At 45.5% G+C, this 19,800-nt stretch carries 17 protein-coding genes; 6 read left to right on the top strand and 11 right to left on the bottom strand.

Annotated elements, in window-relative coordinates; genetic code table 11:
• Positions 1 to 3: 3 nt before the first annotated feature.
• Positions 4 to 993, top strand: a complete 990-nt coding sequence (locus OL444_RS22635; RefSeq protein ID WP_264729566.1) for a hypothetical protein — start codon at positions 4 to 6, stop codon at positions 991 to 993.
• Between the two features lie 144 nt (positions 994 to 1,137).
• Here OL444_RS22635 and OL444_RS22630 read toward each other — a convergent pair whose 3' ends face one another.
• A complete protein-coding gene (locus OL444_RS22630; protein WP_264729567.1) occupies positions 1,138 to 1,410 on the bottom strand; it encodes a hypothetical protein in 273 nt (90 codons plus the stop codon).
• Positions 1,411 to 1,638: 228 nt separating this feature from the next.
• Positions 1,639 to 1,911 carry a hypothetical protein gene (locus tag OL444_RS22625; RefSeq protein WP_264729568.1) on the bottom strand — a complete coding sequence of 91 codons (273 nt, stop codon included), beginning with the start codon at positions 1,909 to 1,911 and terminating at the stop codon, positions 1,639 to 1,641.
• Positions 1,912 to 2,360: 449 nt separating this feature from the next.
• On the opposite strand from OL444_RS22625, the gene OL444_RS22620 reads away from it, so the two are divergent.
• Positions 2,361 to 2,921 (top strand): hypothetical protein, encoded by a 561-nt coding sequence (locus tag OL444_RS22620; RefSeq protein ID WP_264729569.1) that lies wholly within the window; start codon positions 2,361 to 2,363, stop codon positions 2,919 to 2,921.
• Positions 2,922 to 3,104: 183 nt separating this feature from the next.
• Here the strand turns inward: OL444_RS22620 and OL444_RS22615 are convergent, their stop codons facing one another.
• The 4 genes from OL444_RS22615 to pdxR form a co-directional block, all read right to left on the bottom strand.
• On the bottom strand, positions 3,105 to 4,559 hold the full coding sequence (locus OL444_RS22615; RefSeq protein ID WP_264729570.1) for a T9SS type A sorting domain-containing protein: 1,455 nt from the start codon (positions 4,557 to 4,559) through the stop codon (positions 3,105 to 3,107).
• 640 nt (positions 4,560 to 5,199) lie between these two features.
• Positions 5,200 to 7,344, bottom strand: coding sequence for an Ig-like domain-containing protein (locus tag OL444_RS22610; RefSeq protein ID WP_264729571.1), 2,145 nt, complete (start codon positions 7,342 to 7,344; stop codon positions 5,200 to 5,202).
• Between the two features lie 533 nt (positions 7,345 to 7,877).
• The gene (locus OL444_RS22605; RefSeq protein ID WP_264729572.1) at positions 7,878 to 8,774 is read right to left on the bottom strand and encodes a haloalkane dehalogenase; all 897 of its coding nucleotides are present in this window, start codon (positions 8,772 to 8,774) and stop codon (positions 7,878 to 7,880) included.
• Between the two features lie 78 nt (positions 8,775 to 8,852).
• Positions 8,853 to 10,313: a MocR-like pyridoxine biosynthesis transcription factor PdxR gene (gene pdxR, locus OL444_RS22600; RefSeq protein ID WP_264729573.1), complete on the bottom strand. Its 1,461-nt coding sequence runs from the start codon at positions 10,311 to 10,313 to the stop codon at positions 8,853 to 8,855.
• A gap of 371 nt (positions 10,314 to 10,684) precedes the next feature.
• On the opposite strand from pdxR, the gene OL444_RS22595 reads away from it, so the two are divergent.
• Complete coding sequence (locus OL444_RS22595) at positions 10,685 to 11,539, top strand: alpha/beta fold hydrolase (RefSeq protein ID WP_264729574.1); 855 nt, start codon at positions 10,685 to 10,687, stop codon at positions 11,537 to 11,539.
• Positions 11,540 to 11,578: 39 nt separating this feature from the next.
• Here the strand turns inward: OL444_RS22595 and OL444_RS22590 are convergent, their stop codons facing one another.
• From OL444_RS22590 to OL444_RS22575, 4 genes are all read right to left on the bottom strand, one after another.
• A complete protein-coding gene (locus tag OL444_RS22590; RefSeq protein ID WP_264729575.1) occupies positions 11,579 to 12,289 on the bottom strand; it encodes a LytR/AlgR family response regulator transcription factor in 711 nt (236 codons plus the stop codon).
• Positions 12,286 to 13,317, bottom strand: a complete 1,032-nt coding sequence (locus tag OL444_RS22585) for a sensor histidine kinase (RefSeq protein WP_264729576.1) — start codon at positions 13,315 to 13,317, stop codon at positions 12,286 to 12,288. Before OL444_RS22585 ends, OL444_RS22590 begins: the two co-directional genes overlap by 4 nt.
• A gap of 22 nt (positions 13,318 to 13,339) precedes the next feature.
• On the bottom strand, positions 13,340 to 14,554 hold the full coding sequence (locus OL444_RS22580; RefSeq protein ID WP_264729577.1) for an acyltransferase family protein: 1,215 nt from the start codon (positions 14,552 to 14,554) through the stop codon (positions 13,340 to 13,342).
• Positions 14,555 to 14,645: 91 nt separating this feature from the next.
• Positions 14,646 to 16,010: an SMI1/KNR4 family protein gene (locus OL444_RS22575; RefSeq protein ID WP_264729578.1), complete on the bottom strand. Its 1,365-nt coding sequence runs from the start codon at positions 16,008 to 16,010 to the stop codon at positions 14,646 to 14,648.
• A gap of 371 nt (positions 16,011 to 16,381) precedes the next feature.
• On the opposite strand from OL444_RS22575, the gene OL444_RS22570 reads away from it, so the two are divergent.
• The 3 genes from OL444_RS22570 (at position 16,382) to OL444_RS22560 (ending at position 18,637) form a co-directional block, all read left to right on the top strand.
• Positions 16,382 to 16,717: a hypothetical protein gene (locus tag OL444_RS22570; protein ID WP_264729579.1), complete on the top strand. Its 336-nt coding sequence runs from the start codon at positions 16,382 to 16,384 to the stop codon at positions 16,715 to 16,717.
• Positions 16,718 to 16,916: 199 nt separating this feature from the next.
• On the top strand, positions 16,917 to 17,510 hold the full coding sequence (locus tag OL444_RS22565; RefSeq protein WP_264729580.1) for an ABC transporter ATP-binding protein: 594 nt from the start codon (positions 16,917 to 16,919) through the stop codon (positions 17,508 to 17,510).
• The gene (locus OL444_RS22560) at positions 17,507 to 18,637 is read left to right on the top strand and encodes a hypothetical protein (protein WP_264729581.1); all 1,131 of its coding nucleotides are present in this window, start codon (positions 17,507 to 17,509) and stop codon (positions 18,635 to 18,637) included. Before OL444_RS22565 ends, OL444_RS22560 begins: the two co-directional genes overlap by 4 nt.
• 7 nt (positions 18,638 to 18,644) lie before the next feature.
• Here OL444_RS22560 and OL444_RS22555 read toward each other — a convergent pair whose 3' ends face one another.
• On the bottom strand, positions 18,645 to 19,739 hold the full coding sequence (locus tag OL444_RS22555; protein ID WP_264729582.1) for an aldo/keto reductase: 1,095 nt from the start codon (positions 19,737 to 19,739) through the stop codon (positions 18,645 to 18,647).
• Positions 19,740 to 19,800: the final 61 nt, after the last annotated feature.

Below are 19,800 nucleotides of genomic sequence, written 5' to 3'. Positions count from 1 at the left end.
GCGATGATAAAATATAGTAGCCTGTTGCTGATGTATGGTGTGCTCCTGAGTGCCTGTCAGAAAAAAGACGCGTTAAAGGCGGATGATATTATGACGGTTTCCCTGACGAAAGATAGTGTGATAGCAGATAACGTAACTTACGCAGAGATTGTGGCTATGGTGAATATTTCCACAGAGAAAACGACCCGTAACATAAAGTTTGAGACCAACGCAGGAACTTTCGTCAATAACACAGGGCAATATACCACTACTATTGGTATAGATGGCAAAGCAACCGCTTATTTGAAGTATGATAAGCCTGGCAAGGCCACTGTGAAGGTGACGGTAAATGACACCTTTACCCGGGAAATCCCTGTTTATTTCATTGCGGGTATCTCGCCGGATAGTATCATGACGCTGGATGTCATCAAAGACAACCAGCCGGCAGATAATTTCACCTATGCCACGGTGGTCGTAAAATCCAAAGATCCTACTGTCGTGAATACGCTGCGAACAGTGACGTTTACCGTCGATAAAGGACTTTTTTCCAACGACGCCAAAAGCTATACTACCAATACCACCCTGGATGGTGTAGCTACTGCCTATATAAAATGTGCACAGCCGGATGCGGTTAATGTCAAAGCAGTGATTGGGTCTTCCTATAGCAGGGAAATACAGTTACACTTTGAGCCTGCCCTGCCTGATTATCTGAACATAGATATGCCGGGACAATTGAAAAATGCACTGGATGCGAATACGGTGATAACGACTACGCTTACCCGTTTAAAAGGAACGGTTTCCGCCGGGCAGCCTGTTACTTTTACGGCGTTCCGGGCTACCGGAGAGCCGATTGGTACTTTCCTGAATCAAAAGTTATCTAATGCAACCGGAGAAGCCCAGGCCAATTTTTGGGTGCAGGATACCAGTTATGCAGGGATTGTAGTGATTAAAGCAACGGTAAAAGGTAACGGTGGCGTGGTGACTGGCAGTAATCAGTTGCTGATAACGAAATAGTGCAAAGACAGATAAACCAAAGTGGCCATGTCAAAAGCAAGCGATAGTCACTTTGGTTCAGTACTTTGATACGAATTACTATCTTCTCAATACAACTCAGGATCTTAATTTGTAATTGAGATGATTTTTATTGCGCAATGTTGGTTATTGTGCATTGGCGGCGTATATCCTGGGATAAGTTAGCGTAGTGGGGGTTGTGATAGATGTCGTATAATAACCCTTTGAAAAGTCGGTGGGAGTTGCACATAATGGACCTGTAACTACTCTTGTACAATGTGGTATTGCTACTATCTTACCCTCCTTATTCCTATAAAAAAGTGACTCCGCAGGATTTGCACCCACTAGTTTAAATCCCATTGCTCCGCTGATAAGTGCTACAAAAAGTAATATTATCAAACTTTTTTTTGTTTTTTTCATAACATATGTTTTTAATGAGAAAAGAAAAGTACAACGGCGTCGATTAGTAACATGATTTGTGGTATCCACTATTCCAACTTCCGACAGTACTATGTTTTTGTTGTCAGTTTTATACCTTGTATCCGATTTCGTATTCAGGATTGTCTATATCATTTTTACGACAAAAGATACCGTATTGTAGATGGCATCTTAATTCTTTTTTTGAGGGAATTTATCGGATTATGCCTATTACTGTGCATTAGCGCCGTATATAATAGAAAAAGTTGGAGTAGTGGAGGTTGTGATGGAGGTAGTGTAAAAACCCTTTGAAAAACCAGCAGGGCGCACACATATTTTACCTGTAGGTACTCTTGTACAGTTTGTTACGTGGAATAGCTGCCCACTTTTATTGACATAAAAAAGACTTTCCGGAGGATTTGCTCCTACGAGTTTAAACCCCAGTGTTCCACTGATAAGTGCTACAAAAAGTAATATTATCAAACTTATTTTTGTTTTTTTCATAACATATATTTTATAGGTGAAGAAGAAATTGAATGATGTGAAAAATCAGGCAGCAAAATACTTATATGTATTTATGTGCGAATAGTCATAATCATTAGCCAAACAGGTAAGTCATTCGTTTGAGTTTCCGGAAAGAAGAGTGAATCTCATTTAGAGGATTTTGATATCATCTGTGTTGCGCATAGGAATAAGCCAAATGGTGCCGTATTGATGGGAATTTAGGGTGATGATTACTATTAACCTGGTATCATATCTTTTAGTGAAATAAACGTTGGCGTTTTCGGAAATAGGGAATATATAGCTATGTTTCGGTAGCAGCCTGTCGTTATTTTGAGTTGTTGTAAATGTAAGATACCGGTATGGAAAAAAGGAAGCCTGTTCTGCAAATTTTCCTATATTTATTAGCTATATAAATATACTTATCCTGATAACAACACAACTGCTATACAATGAAACACATCCTCCTTTTATACCTGACTTTACTAACTATTTCGGTATCTGCACAAAAGTCCAATCACCTGATAGCCTACAATCAACTGAAAGAAATTGAAGGTACCCCATATGTGTTGGCCACCTTTGAAGACTGGAGTAAAAAAGCAGTAGCGAATCATCATCTGCTTTTTATCAATACGACTAATCACGAAAAAATACAAGTCGAATTCTCTAAAGACACCCATTTTGAAAAAATAGAACATATCCGATTAGATAGCTTGCATATTAACCGGATATTGGTGACCATTAGGACAGATCATCAGGAGAATGACAAGAAACTATTTGACTTACGGGATCGCCCCCGGAAAATGGTCTTACTCTCTCCGGATGGCCGGGAGAAAATTGCCCTGTCAGCGGGCAGTTTCTTTGTAAGAACCTGGGTATTGAACCGGTATGTGGGTACGCTTACCATTACGGGTTATTATGATGTCAATGCCAATGGCAAGTATGATGAGGATGATAAACATGACATCCTGCTATTTGATCTGAAAACATTAAAGCCGGTGCCGGGATCTTAAGCATCTTTTTCAGTTTAGGAGAGAATCCTTCGGGCAATTTTAGTTTATAAATAATAGAAGTGTTTTCATTGAGTGAATGATTGCCTGCTTGTTATCCGATTAGTACGTAATCTGACTAAGCAATCATTGCCCATGTGATCATGGGCAATGATTGCTTAAAGTATAATTTTTATGAAATCATCATCACCTGTTTAGCACTATCTTTCCTGTATGCATTTTTTTATCTTTTGTTTGCAGTCGTATCAGGTAAGTGCCTGTAGGCAGGAATGCCGGGAGCTGTATATTGTTGGTAGTTGTAATAGTCTGATATAGCACCTTCCCTGCCAGGTTGCTAATAGTAAGAATGCCACCGTTAAGATCTGCTTTGCTACTTATCTGAATGATACCGGTAGTAGGGTTGGGATAGAAATCTAATGACTGTGCGGTGGAGATATTTGCTGCATATTTCGATATCGGGGCATTATCAACAGTCTGTTGTCGCAAGAGTGGTGAGGCAATCGATTGGGTATAAGAATAATATAAGGCGTTAACTTCTTCTTTGTCCAATGCGCGGTCATAGATAATCAGCTCATCTATTATGTTGAAGCCGGGAATTATAAAAATGCCTTCGGCTATATCTAAGGGAGGTACATAACTGCTTCTGACTAATTGTGCATTTAGATATAAGGAGAGGGTGCGGTTGCTGTTGGCATAGGTAACAGTTATTTGTTTAAAGGTAGTGTCTATATCAAATTCCCTAAAGAATGCCACGCTTTGATCAATAGCAGCTAAGAGGCGACAATAAGGTTGTGAGGTAGAGCTGTTGTGAAAGAAGAAAAATAACAGTGGGCCTATATACAGCTTGGATTCCAGGTTTGCGCCTGCTTTTGAATCCTTAATCCAGAAAGATACAGTAACTGCGTTTGATAGAACAGGAAACCTATACCGATCCATGCTACCCATCGGACCAAATGCCTGCTTGCATACACCAGCAGTGAAAAATTGATCTGTACTCCTGCCATCATACCGGTGCGGCGTAGAATCATTGAAATTGCCGTTGAAGGGATACCATGCCAGTGGAGAGGGGGGCATATACCCGCAGCTACTTATTGATTTAGTATGATAGGCGTAATATAAACGCAAGTTCTCTAATAATCCTATTAGTGAAGTCTTTAGCGTGATCTTCACCCGGTCGAAAGGTTTAGACTTGAAAAGTATGACGGTCGCCTTACTGGAATCCGCCAGCAGATGTAGGCCTACGCTATCAATTACTTTGGTGTCATTATTGGATATGTTGCCTAAAAAAGTTTCTGCAGTAGCCCCACCCAGCAAATTCAGCGATAACACACTACTGTTGCTGCCAATACCCAACACTATAAAGCTGCTGTCTACTGCTGCCGGGAAAGAAAGTGTTTGTGATACACTGCCTCCTAAACCAGCTGTAATATGAAGTGTTGCGTAATCCTGCTCATTATTACCTACGGAATTGCTGGGATTTTGTACACTGCACAGTACACACGGAAATGTTGTTTGATGGGTTTCGCTGTTGGCATATGTTTTAACCTGTGCCTGCGTGATCAGATGGTTTGAAAAGAAAATACTGCAAGCCAGCAGGAAGGATAATGACCGGTGTTGTAACGCACCAGAAAGGTTTTTCATAGGTAATATATTAGCGTTATGTTGAAAAGTATCAGGGGTGAGGTTGTCTTTGTTGTGGCGTTATATAACTGAATGCTACCGGGTCATTAATTCAATAACAAAGATCGGAGGGATGGCTTGAAGAAAGATGACAGCTGGTATGCTGTCACAAAAGTTTTATGGCGGTTGTAATATTGCCTGCAGGTGTCAGATTAATTATTTAACGAATGGATTGTTTTTTATGTTGACACTATTTTAAAATGAATCATAGTCGCATCTTATGCATGAAGCACATATCCAGATAGAGGCAGGTGTTTTGATGAAATTCCTGATATGGATGCGTTTTTCCAGCCAGTTTTTACTGACTGCGTATGCCCATATGTCGGGTGGAAACATTTCCACAATGGCGAGCGATAACGCGGTCCCTTTTTTATAGATAGGAATAATAGGAGGAGGAGGTTCCAACAAGCGATAAACTAGCTTCTTTTTGTCTTTGTCCGCTAGATGTAAAACAAACAGATTTAAATATAGAAGGGCGAAAGTTCGGGCGGTTTAAAAGAGATAAGGGTATCATCATTGTCGGAGAATATTTTCTGACAGAAATTATTCCCCGACAATAACGATAATCAGGTCCGGCTCTTATAGTGGCATATGTCTACGACTACTGCTGTAGCAATATACTACCTGCATATGTTGCTTTAGTGGTAAGTATCCGGAAAAAATAAAGCCCCGTAGCCATGTGTTTCGACAGGACTAATCCATTCCTTCTTAATATCTCTCTGTGTACTTCCCTGCCATTTAAGTCTTTTATAACAATCAGGCCTCCTGCAAGATCTTTGTCTGTTGTAAACCTGATTTCTCCGTTTGTAGGGTTAGGGTATACCTGTAGTGACTGCAGACCAATAACCGCGGATCCATTTTTATCGGTCGAACGCGGCGTTATTTGTTGATTGCATGGTACTACTATTACTTTTACTGGCCGGCGCCTGGGGTTTTCACATTCAAATGCTGCCGTTACATAGTAAGTCTTGGTACTGGCCGGACTTATTTTAAAGTCACCACCTGTGAATAGCAGATTACCTCCCAATGGCATGTCATACCAGCGAAAAATAGCATAGGTTTCATTTGGAATAAAAGCATGTAATGTAATACTATCATTCTTACAAAGGGTGATACTGTCTCTATCTACCTCGGGCAAGCTGGCCGATCCGCCTATAGTAAATGTTTGATGGATACTATCAGACCTGCAGCCGGTAAGGGGATTTACTGCCTGAATATAGATGTCTACCAGTGCCGGCACATAGAAGTAAATAGGAGGAATTGCAATACTGTTACTATTAAGCACTACGTAAGAGGTATCCAGCGGATCACGGGAAAAAGGAATGCCTTTGAGCCTTACGTTGTAGTTCAGGCCAGCCTGATGATTTTGTATCAATATGGGATTAACAGAACATAATATACCTTGAGGAACGCTGTAAATGGGGTTAGGTTGTTGCTTTACAATAACTTTTGCCGCCTTCCTCACAGGATATTCACAGGCAAATGCAGCACTCACATAATAGGTGGTAGTCACCTGGGGACTAACCCGGTAGTCAGGACCTGTATATAGTAAATGACCAGCCGTAGGTGCATCATACCAACGGAAAGTTATGTCGCTTTCATTGGGGATAAAGGCTTGTAAGGTAGTACTGTCAAATTTACAAATAGTAATGCTATCCGCTCTTACGCGTGGTAAAGTGGCATGGCCGCCATATACAAATGACATTTGTACACTATCGGATTTACAGCCGGTTAAACTGTTTACCGCCTGTACCCATACTGTTGCCTGGGAATGGGTGGGGGCATTGATATCCGGTACAATAAATTTCCCTGTATTAATTATCGCATAGGATGTATCCAGTAAAGTACCAGCAAGACTGGTATATCTCACCCGTATGTTATAGTTTATATTAGGTTGATGGTTGGATACTGTTATAGGGGTATTGCCACAGGTAATAATGGAAGGAACAGTGTATACCGGTTTAGCCGGTTTGGGATTTACGATTACTTTTACCGGTTTGCGCAAACTTTTGCAACCACCGATTTCAGCTTCCGCAAAATAAGTAGTGGTAACAGATGGAGTGACGGTATAAGTATTTCCGGTCGATAATAAAGTACCACCAATAGCGGCACTATACCATCTGACTGTGGCACCAGCTACCGCGGTAGCTGTAACAATGGCGGTTTCGTTCTGACAAATATTTAAACTGTCTGTTCCATTAGGAGCAGGTACAGCGGGTTTGCGGTAAGCATAATAAAGCTGAAAGGAACTTAATACCCCCAGTAGGCTGCTGCTCAACGTTATCTTTACACGATCAAATGCCTGCTGTGGTTTAAGTATTATCTGAGCTTTATTAGTAGTCTGCAGTAGTCTGAGTATATTGGTATTAATGATTTGGAGATCGTTGTTAGCGGTAGTCCCATTAAAGGTTTGTACGCTGACGCCTCCCAGCAGATTGACGGAAAGAAGCGCGTTTCCACTGCCAATACCAATAATCAATGAATCGCAGGTAGCTGTACTTTGTGAAGGAAATATTAATGTCTGATAAACAGTAACACCAAGTAAACCAGCTGTCAGGTTAAATGTAGTGTAGTCATCCAGATTAGTATTGTTGATGGCGTTGTCTGGACTACTTATATTACATAACAAACAAAGACCGGTAACACCGTTGGTCTGACTATTGGCATATACCTGTGCCAGCAGTCTGTTAGAAGATAAAGACATGGTAATAATGACCATGCATATCAGGGCGTAAAATTTAATCATGATTTTGGGTTGTAGGAGAATAAAAATGTAATGTCGTCAGTGGGGATATTACCATGCTATAAGCATTAAATGTAGTCCTTAACTGCGCTATACAAATGCAGGTGTGAAAAATGTAGTGTACAGCATTGAAATGTTAAAACGAGTACAGGAGAATATTTTTTTTGGCAGATATTTTAAACTACCTGATTAGATTACAACCTGACGGTAATCAGTCAGCGTAAAACTTATAGTGTTCAATGATGACAGGAATAATAACGAATGTTTTAAGCAATGACTATTTACCGGCAGGAGTAAGGACTGAAAGTATGTACACCATCGATTATGGCACCACTGATATTAAAGTGATATAAATAATGCAAAATCGTGGTCAATATGAGAACCGGTCGCTAAATAAGAAAACCCGCTCCTCGAGCGGGTCTCTTAATACCGGAACATAACATCCGGAGAAGGGCTGCCGGTGCGCTATCCGAAGCCTATAGGTCGCTTAACCCCGGTTACCGGCAGCAGATAAGATATGGTGTCAAGTGTATTCGCTAACAATAGTTCAGTACAAAATATTGGAGTGCTTTGCCTATTTCGTTAGGACTATCTTCCTGAATATAATGTATACCCTTTACCGTTACCTCCTGCTGATTGGGCCAGGTACGGCAGCAATCGAGCGCCCGTCCTACCAGTAAGGCGCCGGGTTCGGCACTGATCAATAATTTGGGTATATCATTGCCGGCCATCCACTGCCCGTATTGCTCAATAATGTGAGCAATATGGGCAGGTTCCTGTTCTATTGCCAGTTCACGTGGAAATAGCAGGGTGGGTAGCCGGTCGCCCGCCTCTTGAAAAGGCGAGCGGTACACATTCATTTCTTCCTCACTGAGCGTGCGGATAATGCTTTTGGGCAACACCGTTTCAATAAAGAAGTTATCTCTCATAATCATGGTTTCCCCTTGTGGAGAACGTAAAGAGCGGAAGATCGTATCGCGGCCGGCCGGGAAATCGCTCCACAGGCGCGGTTGCACGATAGCCTCCATATAGGCGATAGCTTTGATCTGATGTGGGTGCCGGAAAGCCCGGTAAAAGCCCAGGGCACTTCCCCAGTCGTGCAGTACCAGGGTAATATTTGCTGTTAAGCCGAGGGCTTCAAACCAGGCATCCAGGTAGGCAGCGTGGTCGGTGAAATGGTATTTTTTATCCGGTGATTTTCCTGATCGTCCCATACCTGCCAGGTCGGGGGCCAGGCAACGACGGTAGGGGCTAAGCCAGGGAATAATGTTGCGCCACAGATAAGAAGAGGTGGGGTTACCATGCAGGAATACGATTGGATCACCCGTACCTCCGGTATCTACATAACTCATGTCAATATCGAGGCAGGAAACGGTCTTACGGGAAAGTTCATCAATCGGGCTAATAGTCGTGCTGGCGGTGATCGTTTGCATAGTGTGCTGTTTATGCAGCAAAACTAGGGGGTAGATACACAGCTGCCTAGGTCCATTTTAGCGGATTCCATAAGACCACTATCCGGTGGCCTGCTCAAAGCAGGTCAGTAGCTGTGCGGTAGCTGTTTTCAGTTTATAGGCAGAAAATGCCGGAAAGCCCAATAGCAGGGCAGGAGGTTGCGGGTGTTCCAGCGTAAAGGTGGATACAAAAGATACTTGCAACTGCCGGGCCTTGAGTGCTTTCTTGAGCAGGGCGATATCGGTAGGTTGCTTTAGCCGGCATACAACGTGCATCCCTGCCGGAATATGATCCACTTCCAGGTAGGCATGCAGGTGTTGTTCGAGCAGGGTAATCAGTATCTGTTGCCGTTCTGCATATAGTAATCGCATTTTATGAATATGCCGGATAAAATGGCCTTGCTCCATAAAGCCGCACATGATGAACTGCTCCAGGGCAGGAGATTGCCGGTCGATGCCCTCTTTTATTCTGCTGCACTTTTGTACCAGTTCTGCAGAAGGCAATACCAGATAGGCGAGGCGCAGCCCGGGGAACATGACTTTGCTGAAAGTACCGGTATAGATAACCCTGCCATGCTGATCTGCACTTTGCAGACAAGGAGTAGGCCGGCCTTCGTAACGGTATTCGCTGTCGTAGTCATCTTCCAGAATCCAGCTGTTGTTTTCGGCGGCCCAGTTCAGCAGGCGTTGCCGCTTTTCGGCAGATAGCCTGCATCCCAGGGGAAACTGATGAGTAGGCGTTACGTAGGCCATCCGGGCGGTGGGGTAGTGTTGTAAGGCATAGTCTATATCGAGTCCGTCGGACTGCACGGGAATCGGGCAGATATTCATCCGGGCATGTCGTAGTGCCAGCTTGATGCCGTAATAGCCGGGATCTTCCATCCATACATGATCGCCGGGTTCCAGCAAGAGCTGTAGTACCAGGTGAAGTCCTTGCTGGGAACCGGTAACCACTACTACCTGAGATGGGTCGCAACGGACCCCCCGGGCCAGCCGCAGATAGGCGGCAATGGCTTTCCGCAGGGAATCATAGCCCAGGGTATCTTCATAGCCGAGGTGAAAATGTTTAAAGGTTTTGAGGATGTTGCCGGCTACTTTATTCCAGGTATGGTAAGGGAAACGGTCGAGAGAAGGCAACCCTATCTGAAATGGTTTGTCGGCGATGCGATTACTGGTGAAGGCCGAGGCCGGCGCGGGTTCCGTTGGCGGAGCAGGAGCGGTGGCAGTTGACACCTGCAGGAGTTGTTCCGGCAGCACGGCAGCAATGAAAGTACCTACGCCTGTTTTACCGGCGAAATAACCCTCCATGATGAGGTGCTCAAAACACTGGTTCACAATAATGCGGGATACTCCCAACTCCGCCGCCAGATTACGGCTGGAGGGTACGCGGTCGCCGGGTTGTAACTGTCCGCGGGCAATCATGTCTTTGAATTGTGTGTACAGCTGCATATAGAGCGGCACATCGCTTGTTTTGCTGAGCTGAATACCGGCGGGGATAAATCCGGATGTTTCCTTGGCCATGCTAATAGAGATTGGGTCCTAGCGGTTTTGAGCCGACAAGATAATAGAAAATGTTGAATGTGTGAAGTCCGTTTGCTACGAACGGTATATTTCCCAATCTGCCGGGAGATGCTGTGGTGCTGCTTTTGCCCAAGCGTAGGACCATTACCTGCAATAGGTGAAGACATCTCTTCCGTATCGTTATTTTCTCTCCCAAAAACAGCTGCGGAAGTTTAACATGAAAACAACTTAAATTGCGGCAACAGCAATGCGTGCATCGGCCGGTGGTACAGGTAGTAACCCGACATCCGGTAACAACTGAGTATGGCAACGGAGCGGTGAATGGCTGCGGGAACAGTGAACCCCTGTATGAAACCCAAAAAAACAATCATATGCCGGAATCTAGGAAAAACCCTGGTTTTAAAATCGTACCCGCTTTCCTGTTACTATTGCTGATGGCAACAGGTGTATATGCCCAGACGCCTTATGGCAACAACAAAGCTGCCGGCCGCTATCAGGCCACCAGAGGCATCCGTTTGTATTACGAAAGTTATGGCAAAGGAGAACCCTTGCTGTTGTTACATATCAATGGTGGTTCCATCAATGTATTCTCCGGGCAGATCCCTTTCTTTGCTAAAAACTATCGCGTTATTGCCGTAGATAGCCGCGCGCATGGTAAAACCACCGATCCGGCAGATTCACTGACTTTCGAAATGATGGCGGATGATGTGAATGCCTTGCTGGACAGCCTGCATATTAAAAGCTGCCCTGTCATCGGCTGGAGCGATGGTGGTATTACCGGGCTGGTACTGGCGATGCGGCATCCGGAGAAGGTAAAGAAGCTGGTGGTGTCGGGGCCTAATCTGTGGCCGGATACTACAGCCCTGATCCCGTTTGTATATGATTATTTGCAGCGTACTGCAGATAGCCTGGCGAAGTTACCGCCTACTGCGGCCAACAAAAACCAGTTAAAAGTAATCCGCCTGGATCTTTTGGAACCTCATCTGACGCTGCAACAGCTGGAAGCTATAAAATGTCCCACATTGGTAATCGGTGGCGACCATGATGGTATTCCGGTAACGCACCTGGTGGATATTTACCGGCATATACCGCAGGCTTATTTATGGATTGTACCCAGTGCCAGCCACTTTATAGCCACTACTAAAAAAGACCAGTTCAACGCACGGGTAGCCGAATTTCTACGGGAACCGTATAAAAATATTGAAGGGATGAATGTATTGCAATGAGACAATAAAAATAATCTTCCGGGGGGCTGTAACAGCCCCTTATTTTTTCAGTAATCTGTTGTTGACAATCTTTTCCAATAGTGCTTCCTTCTGGTATTTGCTGATAGGAAGCTGGTGAGTACCCATGTGCAGGATATTTCCTTCAATGGCGCTGATATGTTGTATGTTCACGAGATAAGACTTGTGCGGCTGAATGAATTGTTGTGCCGGCAGCGCCTCCTGCACGGACTTTAACGTGGTGTGGGTAATGATTTTCCGGTCTGCGGTATAAATGGCCACATAGTTTTCCAGGGCCGCTGCAAACAGGATATCCCGGTACAACACCTTTTCCAGTTTTTTATCTGACCGGATAAAAAAATAAGCCTGATCTGGTGTCTGTTGAGCTGCAAAATAATCATAGGCTTTATTCGTTGCCTTTAAAAACCGTTCAAATGAGATCGGTTTTAAAAGATAGTCCAGCACATCCAGCTCAAAGCCTTGCATGGCGTACCTTTCGTAGGCGGTTGTAAAGATCACCTTCGGTGGCGAAGGATAGCTTTTTAAAAAATCAATACCGGTGATATAAGGCATTTCAATATCCAGGAATAACAGGTCTACCGGCTGTTGTTTGAGGATGGTATTCAGCTGCACCGCATCTTCGCATACCGCTACTACCTGCAGCAATCCGGTCTTTGCGGCATACCCCAGCAACCCTTTGGAGGCGAGGGGTTCATCATCGGTGATCACACAACGTATGGTTAAATTACTCATGCCGGTAAAGTAAGGTTTAATTCCGCAATAAAATCGTCTTCCTGTATATGGGTGGCAAACAGGTGTTGGCCGGGATACAGCAGTGCAAGTCGTCGTTTCAGATTTTCCAGTCCGATGCCACCGGGGCGTGTGGCCGTGGTGCTGGCGGGAACGGAATTGGTGATACGGAAACGAATACCCGGTGATTGTTGCTGCAGCTGTATATGGAGCCGGTATTGTCCGCCGATATACTTAAAGGCGTTTTCTACCAAAGGTAAAAAAAGCAGGGGGTATATCTGTTGCTCCTGCAGCTGCGCATCTATCTCTACAGATAGCTGCAGCTTGCTGGAAGACCTGATTTTTTGCAGCTCAATAAAATTTTGTAAATACTGTATTTCCTGGCGCACAGGCACGGTGTCCTGTTGGTCGTACAATTGGTAGCGCAGCAGTTCTGCAAATTGTTCCATGGTTTTTTTGGCGGCGCCGATATCTTCATCCATCTGAAAATAGATGGTGTTTAAAGCGTTGAATAAAAAATGAGGATGATATTGCGCTTTCAGAAATTTCAGCTCTGTCTGTAACTGGTCGTTGGTCAGTTTTTCCAGTTGCAGCTGATGTTGTATATAGGCCTGCAGATAGGTGCTGCTGCGTTTGATGCCATAGTAAATAAAGGCATAAAAAAGTGGAATAATATTGATGTTAACCAGGTCGTACCATTGTAATCCGTCGTCAGTTAAGGCTGCCATGGGAGTAAGGAACAGGTTCTGTACAACCAGATTAACGATAAATACATACCACAGCTCCCTGGTGATATGCCGGTAAGAAAAGACCATATGCCATTTCCGGTCAAAGTAGTCGTACAGCCGGTGAAACATCCACACAAAAAAATAGCCCATGACGATGCTGCAACTTATTTCTATGGCATTAATTACCCACCATCGTTCCCAGAAACGCATACCGGAATTGGCATCTGCCAGCAACCGTATGGTAAAGTATACCAGTAACCCATAACAGGCGGGGAAAATATATTTCCAGAGAAATTTCAGCATAGCAAACGGAAGTTACAACTATTTATCTGGCAGGAATAGCCGTTTCGGTAGAAACAATGGTGGCCGGTTTCGGGCTGGCCTTCCGGCGTGAAAGGCGTGGCTTCATACCAAACAAAAAACGGGTGATCGCAAATGGCCGGATATACAGATGATACATACACATGGTGAGCAGGAAGGTCACGACAACGGTAAAGAGGTACTTCATGCCCATACCATCCGGCACGCCTATCAGGTAGTAGGTGAGTATCACAATAACTGTCTGGTGCAGGATGTAAAAAGGATAGATAGCTTCATTCAGATAGGGCAGCACCGGACTGGTACGGTTGAGATATTTTTTGCCATAGCCAACAGCGGTGAATACCCACATCCACGCACATATACCACCTATGGCCAGCGAAGTATAGGTTTTCCAGTCGTAGAGATACCCGGGAATAGATTGCCAGTGATCCAGCTTGTTCCAACGCAGATAGTTGATGAACAATAGGCTGGTAAAGGCCAGGGTAAAGGAAAGCCGCCGGTTACGTTCCAGGCTTTCCGCCAGCAGGGGATGGGCCACACAGATAAAGCCCACCAATACAAAGAGCCCCCAGTAAGGGAAGTAGGCATAATCATGAATCAGGTCATTGGTCGCTGAAAAGTGCAGAAAGAGAAAGGTATAAATCAACAGACTGGGGATGATCAGCAGGTATACAAATGCACCGCGGGCGAGAAAGTTGCACCGTTGCAGCCAGCGTTTTCCACCGGCAGAGATCAGCCATATAAACAAAGGCGCCAGCAGGATATCATATACCAGCAGATAACTGATAAACCACAGGTGATGCCAGCTGATGTTGCCTTGGGGATAAACACCCGTGGTGAAAAGAGTGGGATAGAAGTCCCAAAAATTGCCGGTGTATCCTTCGGCCAGTCTTTGCATGTATACCTGTGGCGGTACAATGATCAGTATACCCACCAGCAGGGGAATGAATAAACGGCGGAAACGTAAGCCCAGAAAACTACCGCCGGTCCGGTGTTGCAGCATGTAATAACTCACCATGCCGGAGATAAAGAAGAGTAACGGCATCCGGAAACGATGCAGGAAATCGTTCATCTCCAATAGTACATGCCCGGTTTCCTTGTTTTTTAAATGCCATTCCCATTCCGAAACATAGGGCATCGCTGCATGAAAAACCAATATGCCGGCAATGGCAATGATACGTAACCAATCGAGGTACGTTTGTCTGGGTGTAGCGGACATGACGGTAATTTTCCACAAACCTATCCGGAAGGAGCGGCATGGAAAAAGATATTTGACCTGTGGACACTTTCCGGTGGTGAAAAGGAAAAGACTACATCCCTTCCGGCTCTATTTTCCGCAGCTCGGCAACTGATAAGCCATTTTCTGCCAGGCGATGTTCGAGATTGGCCAGAATATAATCCTGTTCATCCGGAAACCGGTTGGTGATTTTTTTGTAATGATACAGTAACCGGGGATCTTTAATACCCTGCAGGGCTTGTAGGGTGGCGTGTACGACTACATTGGACGGATCACCTAAACCGGTAATAAAAATAGCGATATAGTCTGCCTTCCGTTTTAGTTCTCCCAGCGCATAAAAGGCGGTTTGCCGGATCGCTTCCTGTGCATGCCGGGTAAAGGGCACCACCAGATAACCATAATCAATAGCCATGGCTTCCAGCAGGTAGGTGCAAAACCGGAAGGTTTCTTCATCGGTAATCTGATGCCGTTGTTTTTCGATGACAGGCAGCCAGTCCCTGGCTTTGTCTTTGGCATACCAGAAAACGAACTGGAATACAGGAAGCAAACTGATATGGCTATACGTTATCAGGTGAGGAACAGCCTGGTCATATCGGAATTTTACGAGGATATTCAGCCATAGTTCCTGGTAGCCGGCGGCGGCAGCCAGATATTTGCTTTCAATAATAGCCGCTTCGGCATCCGTGATATGGGCTTTACTGAGGATACCTTTTAAACAAGCTGTTTTGGCCTCCGGAATGGTGAGGGTATGAAATTTCTCCAGCAGGCTATGAACGGTGCCACCTATGGTATAACCAAACCAGCCGGCGTTTTCGTTGAGGAGATCTCCGGAAATAATTTCATCCAGCCAGCGTTCATACCAGTCGAGAAAATTATCTTCAAAAGTAAAAACAGGCTTTTGCCGGTCTGTATCCATATTCACTACTTTGCCCTGATGGGCGCCGTTCAGCACCAGACCATGGATATACGTACAGCCTTGCGATCCGATCGGCAAAATGCCGGCAAACAGATTACCGACTGCGGCTTCATACAATTCGTCTGATAACGGTGGTTCGCTGTCTATTTCCCGGTTGAGGGCTGTCCAGCGACTATCCGACATATAAGGATATATTTTTGCCGGCCGGCTTAAATAGGTTTTAGGATCTGTGGTGAGGTCGTCCAGGTGTTTGCCGAAAGGGTATATACCATAAAAAGGACCGGCCGCAGCATCCATATACGATTTGCCGCCATTGCCCACCTGGCAGAGAAATGCTTTATAGGCATGAGGTAAAACAACCTGATATGCTGCTTCAAAAGAGGTTAACTGCGTTGGGTCGATGGGGTTATCCAGGTAGTAAGTATGATGGTCTGCTCCGAAAACTTTTAATTGGGTATCCTTTAACCGGGCCGCTGACAATTTTTCCTTAATCCTGTTTATTTGTTCGTCGTATTGCTGCATAGGATCGTTGGCACTTATTTTTAAACCTCTCCAAAGATAATTAAAGATTAACAGGTAATTACTACTTGTGTGTTACCTGAGCTTTTTTTTGAAGGATGTAAAAAATAGTTTAATTTCAGGAAGAAGATAAAGAGGTGACAACATCTTTAATACCCTGTAAACAAACGGTACACGACTACACGCATAACAAACATACATCTCAATATAACCAATACATTCCAGGTGACTCTATTTGTGCTGTACCTTATTTTTTCCTTTATATCGGTTGGTAGATATACCCTGTAAAATAGGGCAGCTGTTATCTGTTGACTTTCATGTTCTCTTTTTTCGGAGATTGTAATACTCATTTTTTTACCTCAAAAAACTATCTTATGGGCATTATCGTATTCTATGAAGGAAACAACGCTACTCAAAACATTGTACAGACTGTGGAGGATACTCCAGGCCAGAATTTCCGTCCGGTTGCAAATGATGAAATCCGTTCTGCTAAATTATACGACGTAAGGCCAGGATGTGAGATCAAGGTATTTGATTCTCCGGACGGATCGATGAATGACGATTTTTGTATTGTAAACGTAAAGCGGTCTAACCCCGAAGGGTATGTCATAGGTACTTTCGAAAGGTCCTATGAAGATGAGTACGTGATGGTGGCATTTATCCGTAATAATGGCTTAGACGGGAAGGTATCCCGTATCGTTATCAACTGAGCGATCAATATAGGTAACAGCGCTATCCTGTTCTCAGGATGGCGTTTTATGTGAGTGAGGGGCAGCAGATAGCAGTGGTATTGCTCCCGTTATATCCTGAAATTTTATATATTGGGTAAAGGCTGTGCGAAGATAACACTGCTTCCGGGATACGTATATGCTGCACATTGAAAATTTCGAAAAGTCCTACCAGCGCCATATGGCGCTGCAAATCGCCCGCCTGACGCTGGAACGGGGAATATACTGGGTGAAAGGCGCCAATGGCTCCGGAAAAAGTACCCTGCTGAAAGCGATAGCAGGTGTGCTGGATTTCTCCGGAAATATCCATCTCGATAATATCAGTATAAAAAAAATGCCGGTGGCATACCGGAAGCTGGTCAGTTATGCGGAAGCAGAACCGGTATTACCGGAATTCCTTACCGGCCTGGAAATGCTGGCATTGTTCCGGGCAGCCAGAGGCGGTACAGCAGCCGAAGAGCGGTATTACCTGGAAAGCATGGAGATGGCAGCTTATCTGCACCAGCCACTGGGTACCTATTCCAGTGGTATGCTGAAAAAACTATCGCTGGTACTGGCTTTTCTGGGGCGGCCAACCCTCATCCTGCTGGATGAACCATTGATCACCCTGGATGCCGCTTCGCTGGAGGTGCTGTATACGTGGATTACAGCAAAGCACAGCACACAGGGAACGGGTTTCCTGCTATCGTCTCATCAGCAGCTGGAACAACCTGATTTTCCGCTTACCGGTATGGTATATACAGCGGATCATACTGTAAAATACCTGCCGGAATGAAGACGCCCCTCACACGCATATTGCTTCGGATTTTTGCCACAGGTTTTTACCGTGCACACGCCGGGTTATTGTTGTTTGCTTTTGTAGTCGTAGTTAGTTATGGCATTTTTATTAATACGGCCGGAGACGTTACCCGTGAGGCAGCCAACTTTTATAATGTAGTAGTCATCCGGACTTTTATTAGCAATCCGGTTACGATGTGGCTGCTGTTTGCCGGCTGGATACTTTACACCCTTAAAAGCTGGCAGTATGTAAGTGCGCAATTGCGGGTAGCAGAACATGGATTTTTGTTTTATAGCAGTACTGCGTTACCCAGGCTCCGCCAGTTCCGGAGCTGGTGGTGTGTACAGCTGGTCATTCTTTTGCCGGCGGTAATGTATGGGGTGGCAGCGCTTATTTTTGGCTGGATTTTTCACTACTATCTGTTGCCGCTGATAACCATATTATTTCTGGCCGCGTTGATCTCTGGCAGCGCCCTGGTATACGTGTGGCAGGTAAACCGGCTGCAACGTGGGCTGGTACTTACTTTACCGGGTTCATGGCATTGGCGTGCCGGCAAACCTTTTTTCAGCCTTTTTCTCTATCATCTTTTTTATAAAGTAAAAACCGGTACGCTGCTTACCAAAACGTTTTCCCTTTTCTGCCTCACCAGTGGCCTGTATGGGATGTTCAGCGACAACCGGCAGGACCTGCGGGTAACGGGTATGCTGGTCCTCACGGCGGTTACGGCACATGCTTACCTGATCTACCAGGAATATCGTTTTGAGATGACCAGCCTGGCTTTCGCCCGGAGTTTTCCGTATAGCCGGCACCGGTTGTTCGGGGAAGCCATTGTACGATACAGCGTGTTGTTGTTACCGGAAATGATTTGTCTGGCCGGAAGGGTGCCGCCGGCAGCCATCGGATTGTTCCTGTTGTATGCCGTCAGCACCCTGTTGTGTTTCCGGGGATGGTTGTATGCCCTGGGCCTACGGATGAACCGTTATCTGCCACTGCTGTTTTTTATGTACCTGTTGTGGAGCGGGCTGTTATTGTATCACGAGTTCTGGCTTTCTATCTGTATAAACGGGCTGTTGGGATATGGATTGTATTATCTCAGTTACTACCGTTTTCGGGAGCTGGTATAGGCCTTTGTTAATAAGGCCCCTGTTCGCTGGTGGGTAGTATAGCCGGCACCGTAGCCGGTACACCGTTCAGGGTGGTACCCGCTTGGGCGAGGTCACCTACGCCATTGCGCAGAAAAGGTATCGGAAAGCTAAGTACGGGTGTGCTCAGCGCTTCCAGCGATTGTATTTCTTCCGGTGTAAGGGTAATCGCCAAAGCTGCCAGGTTTTGCTGCAGCTGTTCCGGCGTGCGGGCGCCAGCCAGGGTAGAAGTTACCCCCGGGCGGCTGATAACCCAGGCCAGCGCCACGGCTGCAGGGCTACAGCCTTTGGTGTGGCTGATGGCAATCAGCTGGTCGATCAGCTGATAGGTGGCTTCCGGAAAAGCTGGTTTTATCCGCAGGTGGTTTCTGCCGCTTTGTGGCTGGCCGCTGTTCTCCCGGGTGTATTTGCCGCTAAGTACGCCTTCTTTTAACGGCGACCAGGGCATGACGCCCAGTCCCAGCTCCTGAGCCATCGGTATCAGCTCCCCTTCTGCGGTGCGTTCGAGCAGGGAATATTCCAGTTGCAATCCAATGAAAGGCGTCCAGCCATGTTGCAGTGCCAGGAGTTGCGCCTGCGCTACTTTCCAGGCTGGTGTATCTGATACGGCGATGTAGCGCACTTTGCCGGCCGTTACCAGGTGATGCAGGGCCGACATGGTTTCCGCGATGGGCGTATGCGGATCAAAGGCATGCATCCAATAGATATCTATGTAATCTGTCTGTAGTCTGCGAAGCGAATTTTCCAGGGAAGCGATGATGGCTTTCCTGCCGGTACCGCCACCGTTGGGATCTCCCGGATACAGATTGCAGAAGAATTTGGTGGAAATCACCAGCTGGTCGCGGCGGATCGCCGATTGCCGGATATAATCCCCGATGATTTTTTCTGCATGCCCTTTCGTATATACGTTGGCGGTATCAATGATGTTACCGCCGGCTTCCAGATAGGCAGCTAATATTTGCGCGGCGGTGGCAGGTGTGCTGCCCCATCCCCAGTCTTCCCCGAAGGTCATGGTACCCAGTGCCAGCGGGCTTACCCGCAGGCCGGATTGACCCAGGGTCCGGTAGTGTGTTAAATCCATCATAGTTGACAACTGATTGAATGAAGTGAAGAAGGTTGGTCATCTTCACACAGCAAAATTATAA

It is taken from the genome of Chitinophaga nivalis (genome assembly GCF_025989125.1).
Lineage (GTDB): Bacteria > Bacteroidota > Bacteroidia > Chitinophagales > Chitinophagaceae > Chitinophaga > Chitinophaga nivalis.
This window is presented reverse-complemented; position numbering and strand designations above follow the sequence as displayed.

What these genes read in the sequence shown, in the direction of transcription:
- OL444_RS22570 (WP_264729579.1), top strand. Translation starts at nt 16,382, where the DNA reads ATGGGCATTATCGTATTCTATGAAGGAAACAACGCTACTCAAAACATT.
- OL444_RS22585 (WP_264729576.1), bottom strand. Translation starts at nt 13,317, where the DNA reads ATGCTGAAATTTCTCTGGAAATATATTTTCCCCGCCTGTTATGGGTTA.
- OL444_RS22615 (WP_264729570.1), bottom strand. Translation starts at nt 4,559, where the DNA reads ATGAAAAACCTTTCTGGTGCGTTACAACACCGGTCATTATCCTTCCTG.
- OL444_RS22560 (WP_264729581.1), top strand. Translation starts at nt 17,507, where the DNA reads ATGAAGACGCCCCTCACACGCATATTGCTTCGGATTTTTGCCACAGGT.
- OL444_RS22605 (WP_264729572.1), bottom strand. Translation starts at nt 8,774, where the DNA reads ATGCAAACGATCACCGCCAGCACGACTATTAGCCCGATTGATGAACTT.
- pdxR (WP_264729573.1), bottom strand. Translation starts at nt 10,313, where the DNA reads ATGGCCAAGGAAACATCCGGATTTATCCCCGCCGGTATTCAGCTCAGC.
- OL444_RS22575 (WP_264729578.1), bottom strand. Translation starts at nt 16,010, where the DNA reads ATGCAGCAATACGACGAACAAATAAACAGGATTAAGGAAAAATTGTCA.
- OL444_RS22610 (WP_264729571.1), bottom strand. Translation starts at nt 7,344, where the DNA reads ATGATTAAATTTTACGCCCTGATATGCATGGTCATTATTACCATGTCT.
- OL444_RS22595 (WP_264729574.1), top strand. Translation starts at nt 10,685, where the DNA reads ATGCCGGAATCTAGGAAAAACCCTGGTTTTAAAATCGTACCCGCTTTC.
- OL444_RS22590 (WP_264729575.1), bottom strand. Translation starts at nt 12,289, where the DNA reads ATGAGTAATTTAACCATACGTTGTGTGATCACCGATGATGAACCCCTC.
- OL444_RS22580 (WP_264729577.1), bottom strand. Translation starts at nt 14,554, where the DNA reads ATGTCCGCTACACCCAGACAAACGTACCTCGATTGGTTACGTATCATT.
- OL444_RS22620 (WP_264729569.1), top strand. Translation starts at nt 2,361, where the DNA reads ATGAAACACATCCTCCTTTTATACCTGACTTTACTAACTATTTCGGTA.
- OL444_RS22555 (WP_264729582.1), bottom strand. Translation starts at nt 19,739, where the DNA reads ATGATGGATTTAACACACTACCGGACCCTGGGTCAATCCGGCCTGCGG.
- OL444_RS22635 (WP_264729566.1), top strand. Translation starts at nt 4, where the DNA reads ATGATAAAATATAGTAGCCTGTTGCTGATGTATGGTGTGCTCCTGAGT.
- OL444_RS22630 (WP_264729567.1), bottom strand. Translation starts at nt 1,410, where the DNA reads ATGAAAAAAACAAAAAAAAGTTTGATAATATTACTTTTTGTAGCACTT.
- OL444_RS22565 (WP_264729580.1), top strand. Translation starts at nt 16,917, where the DNA reads ATGGCGCTGCAAATCGCCCGCCTGACGCTGGAACGGGGAATATACTGG.
- OL444_RS22625 (WP_264729568.1), bottom strand. Translation starts at nt 1,911, where the DNA reads ATGAAAAAAACAAAAATAAGTTTGATAATATTACTTTTTGTAGCACTT.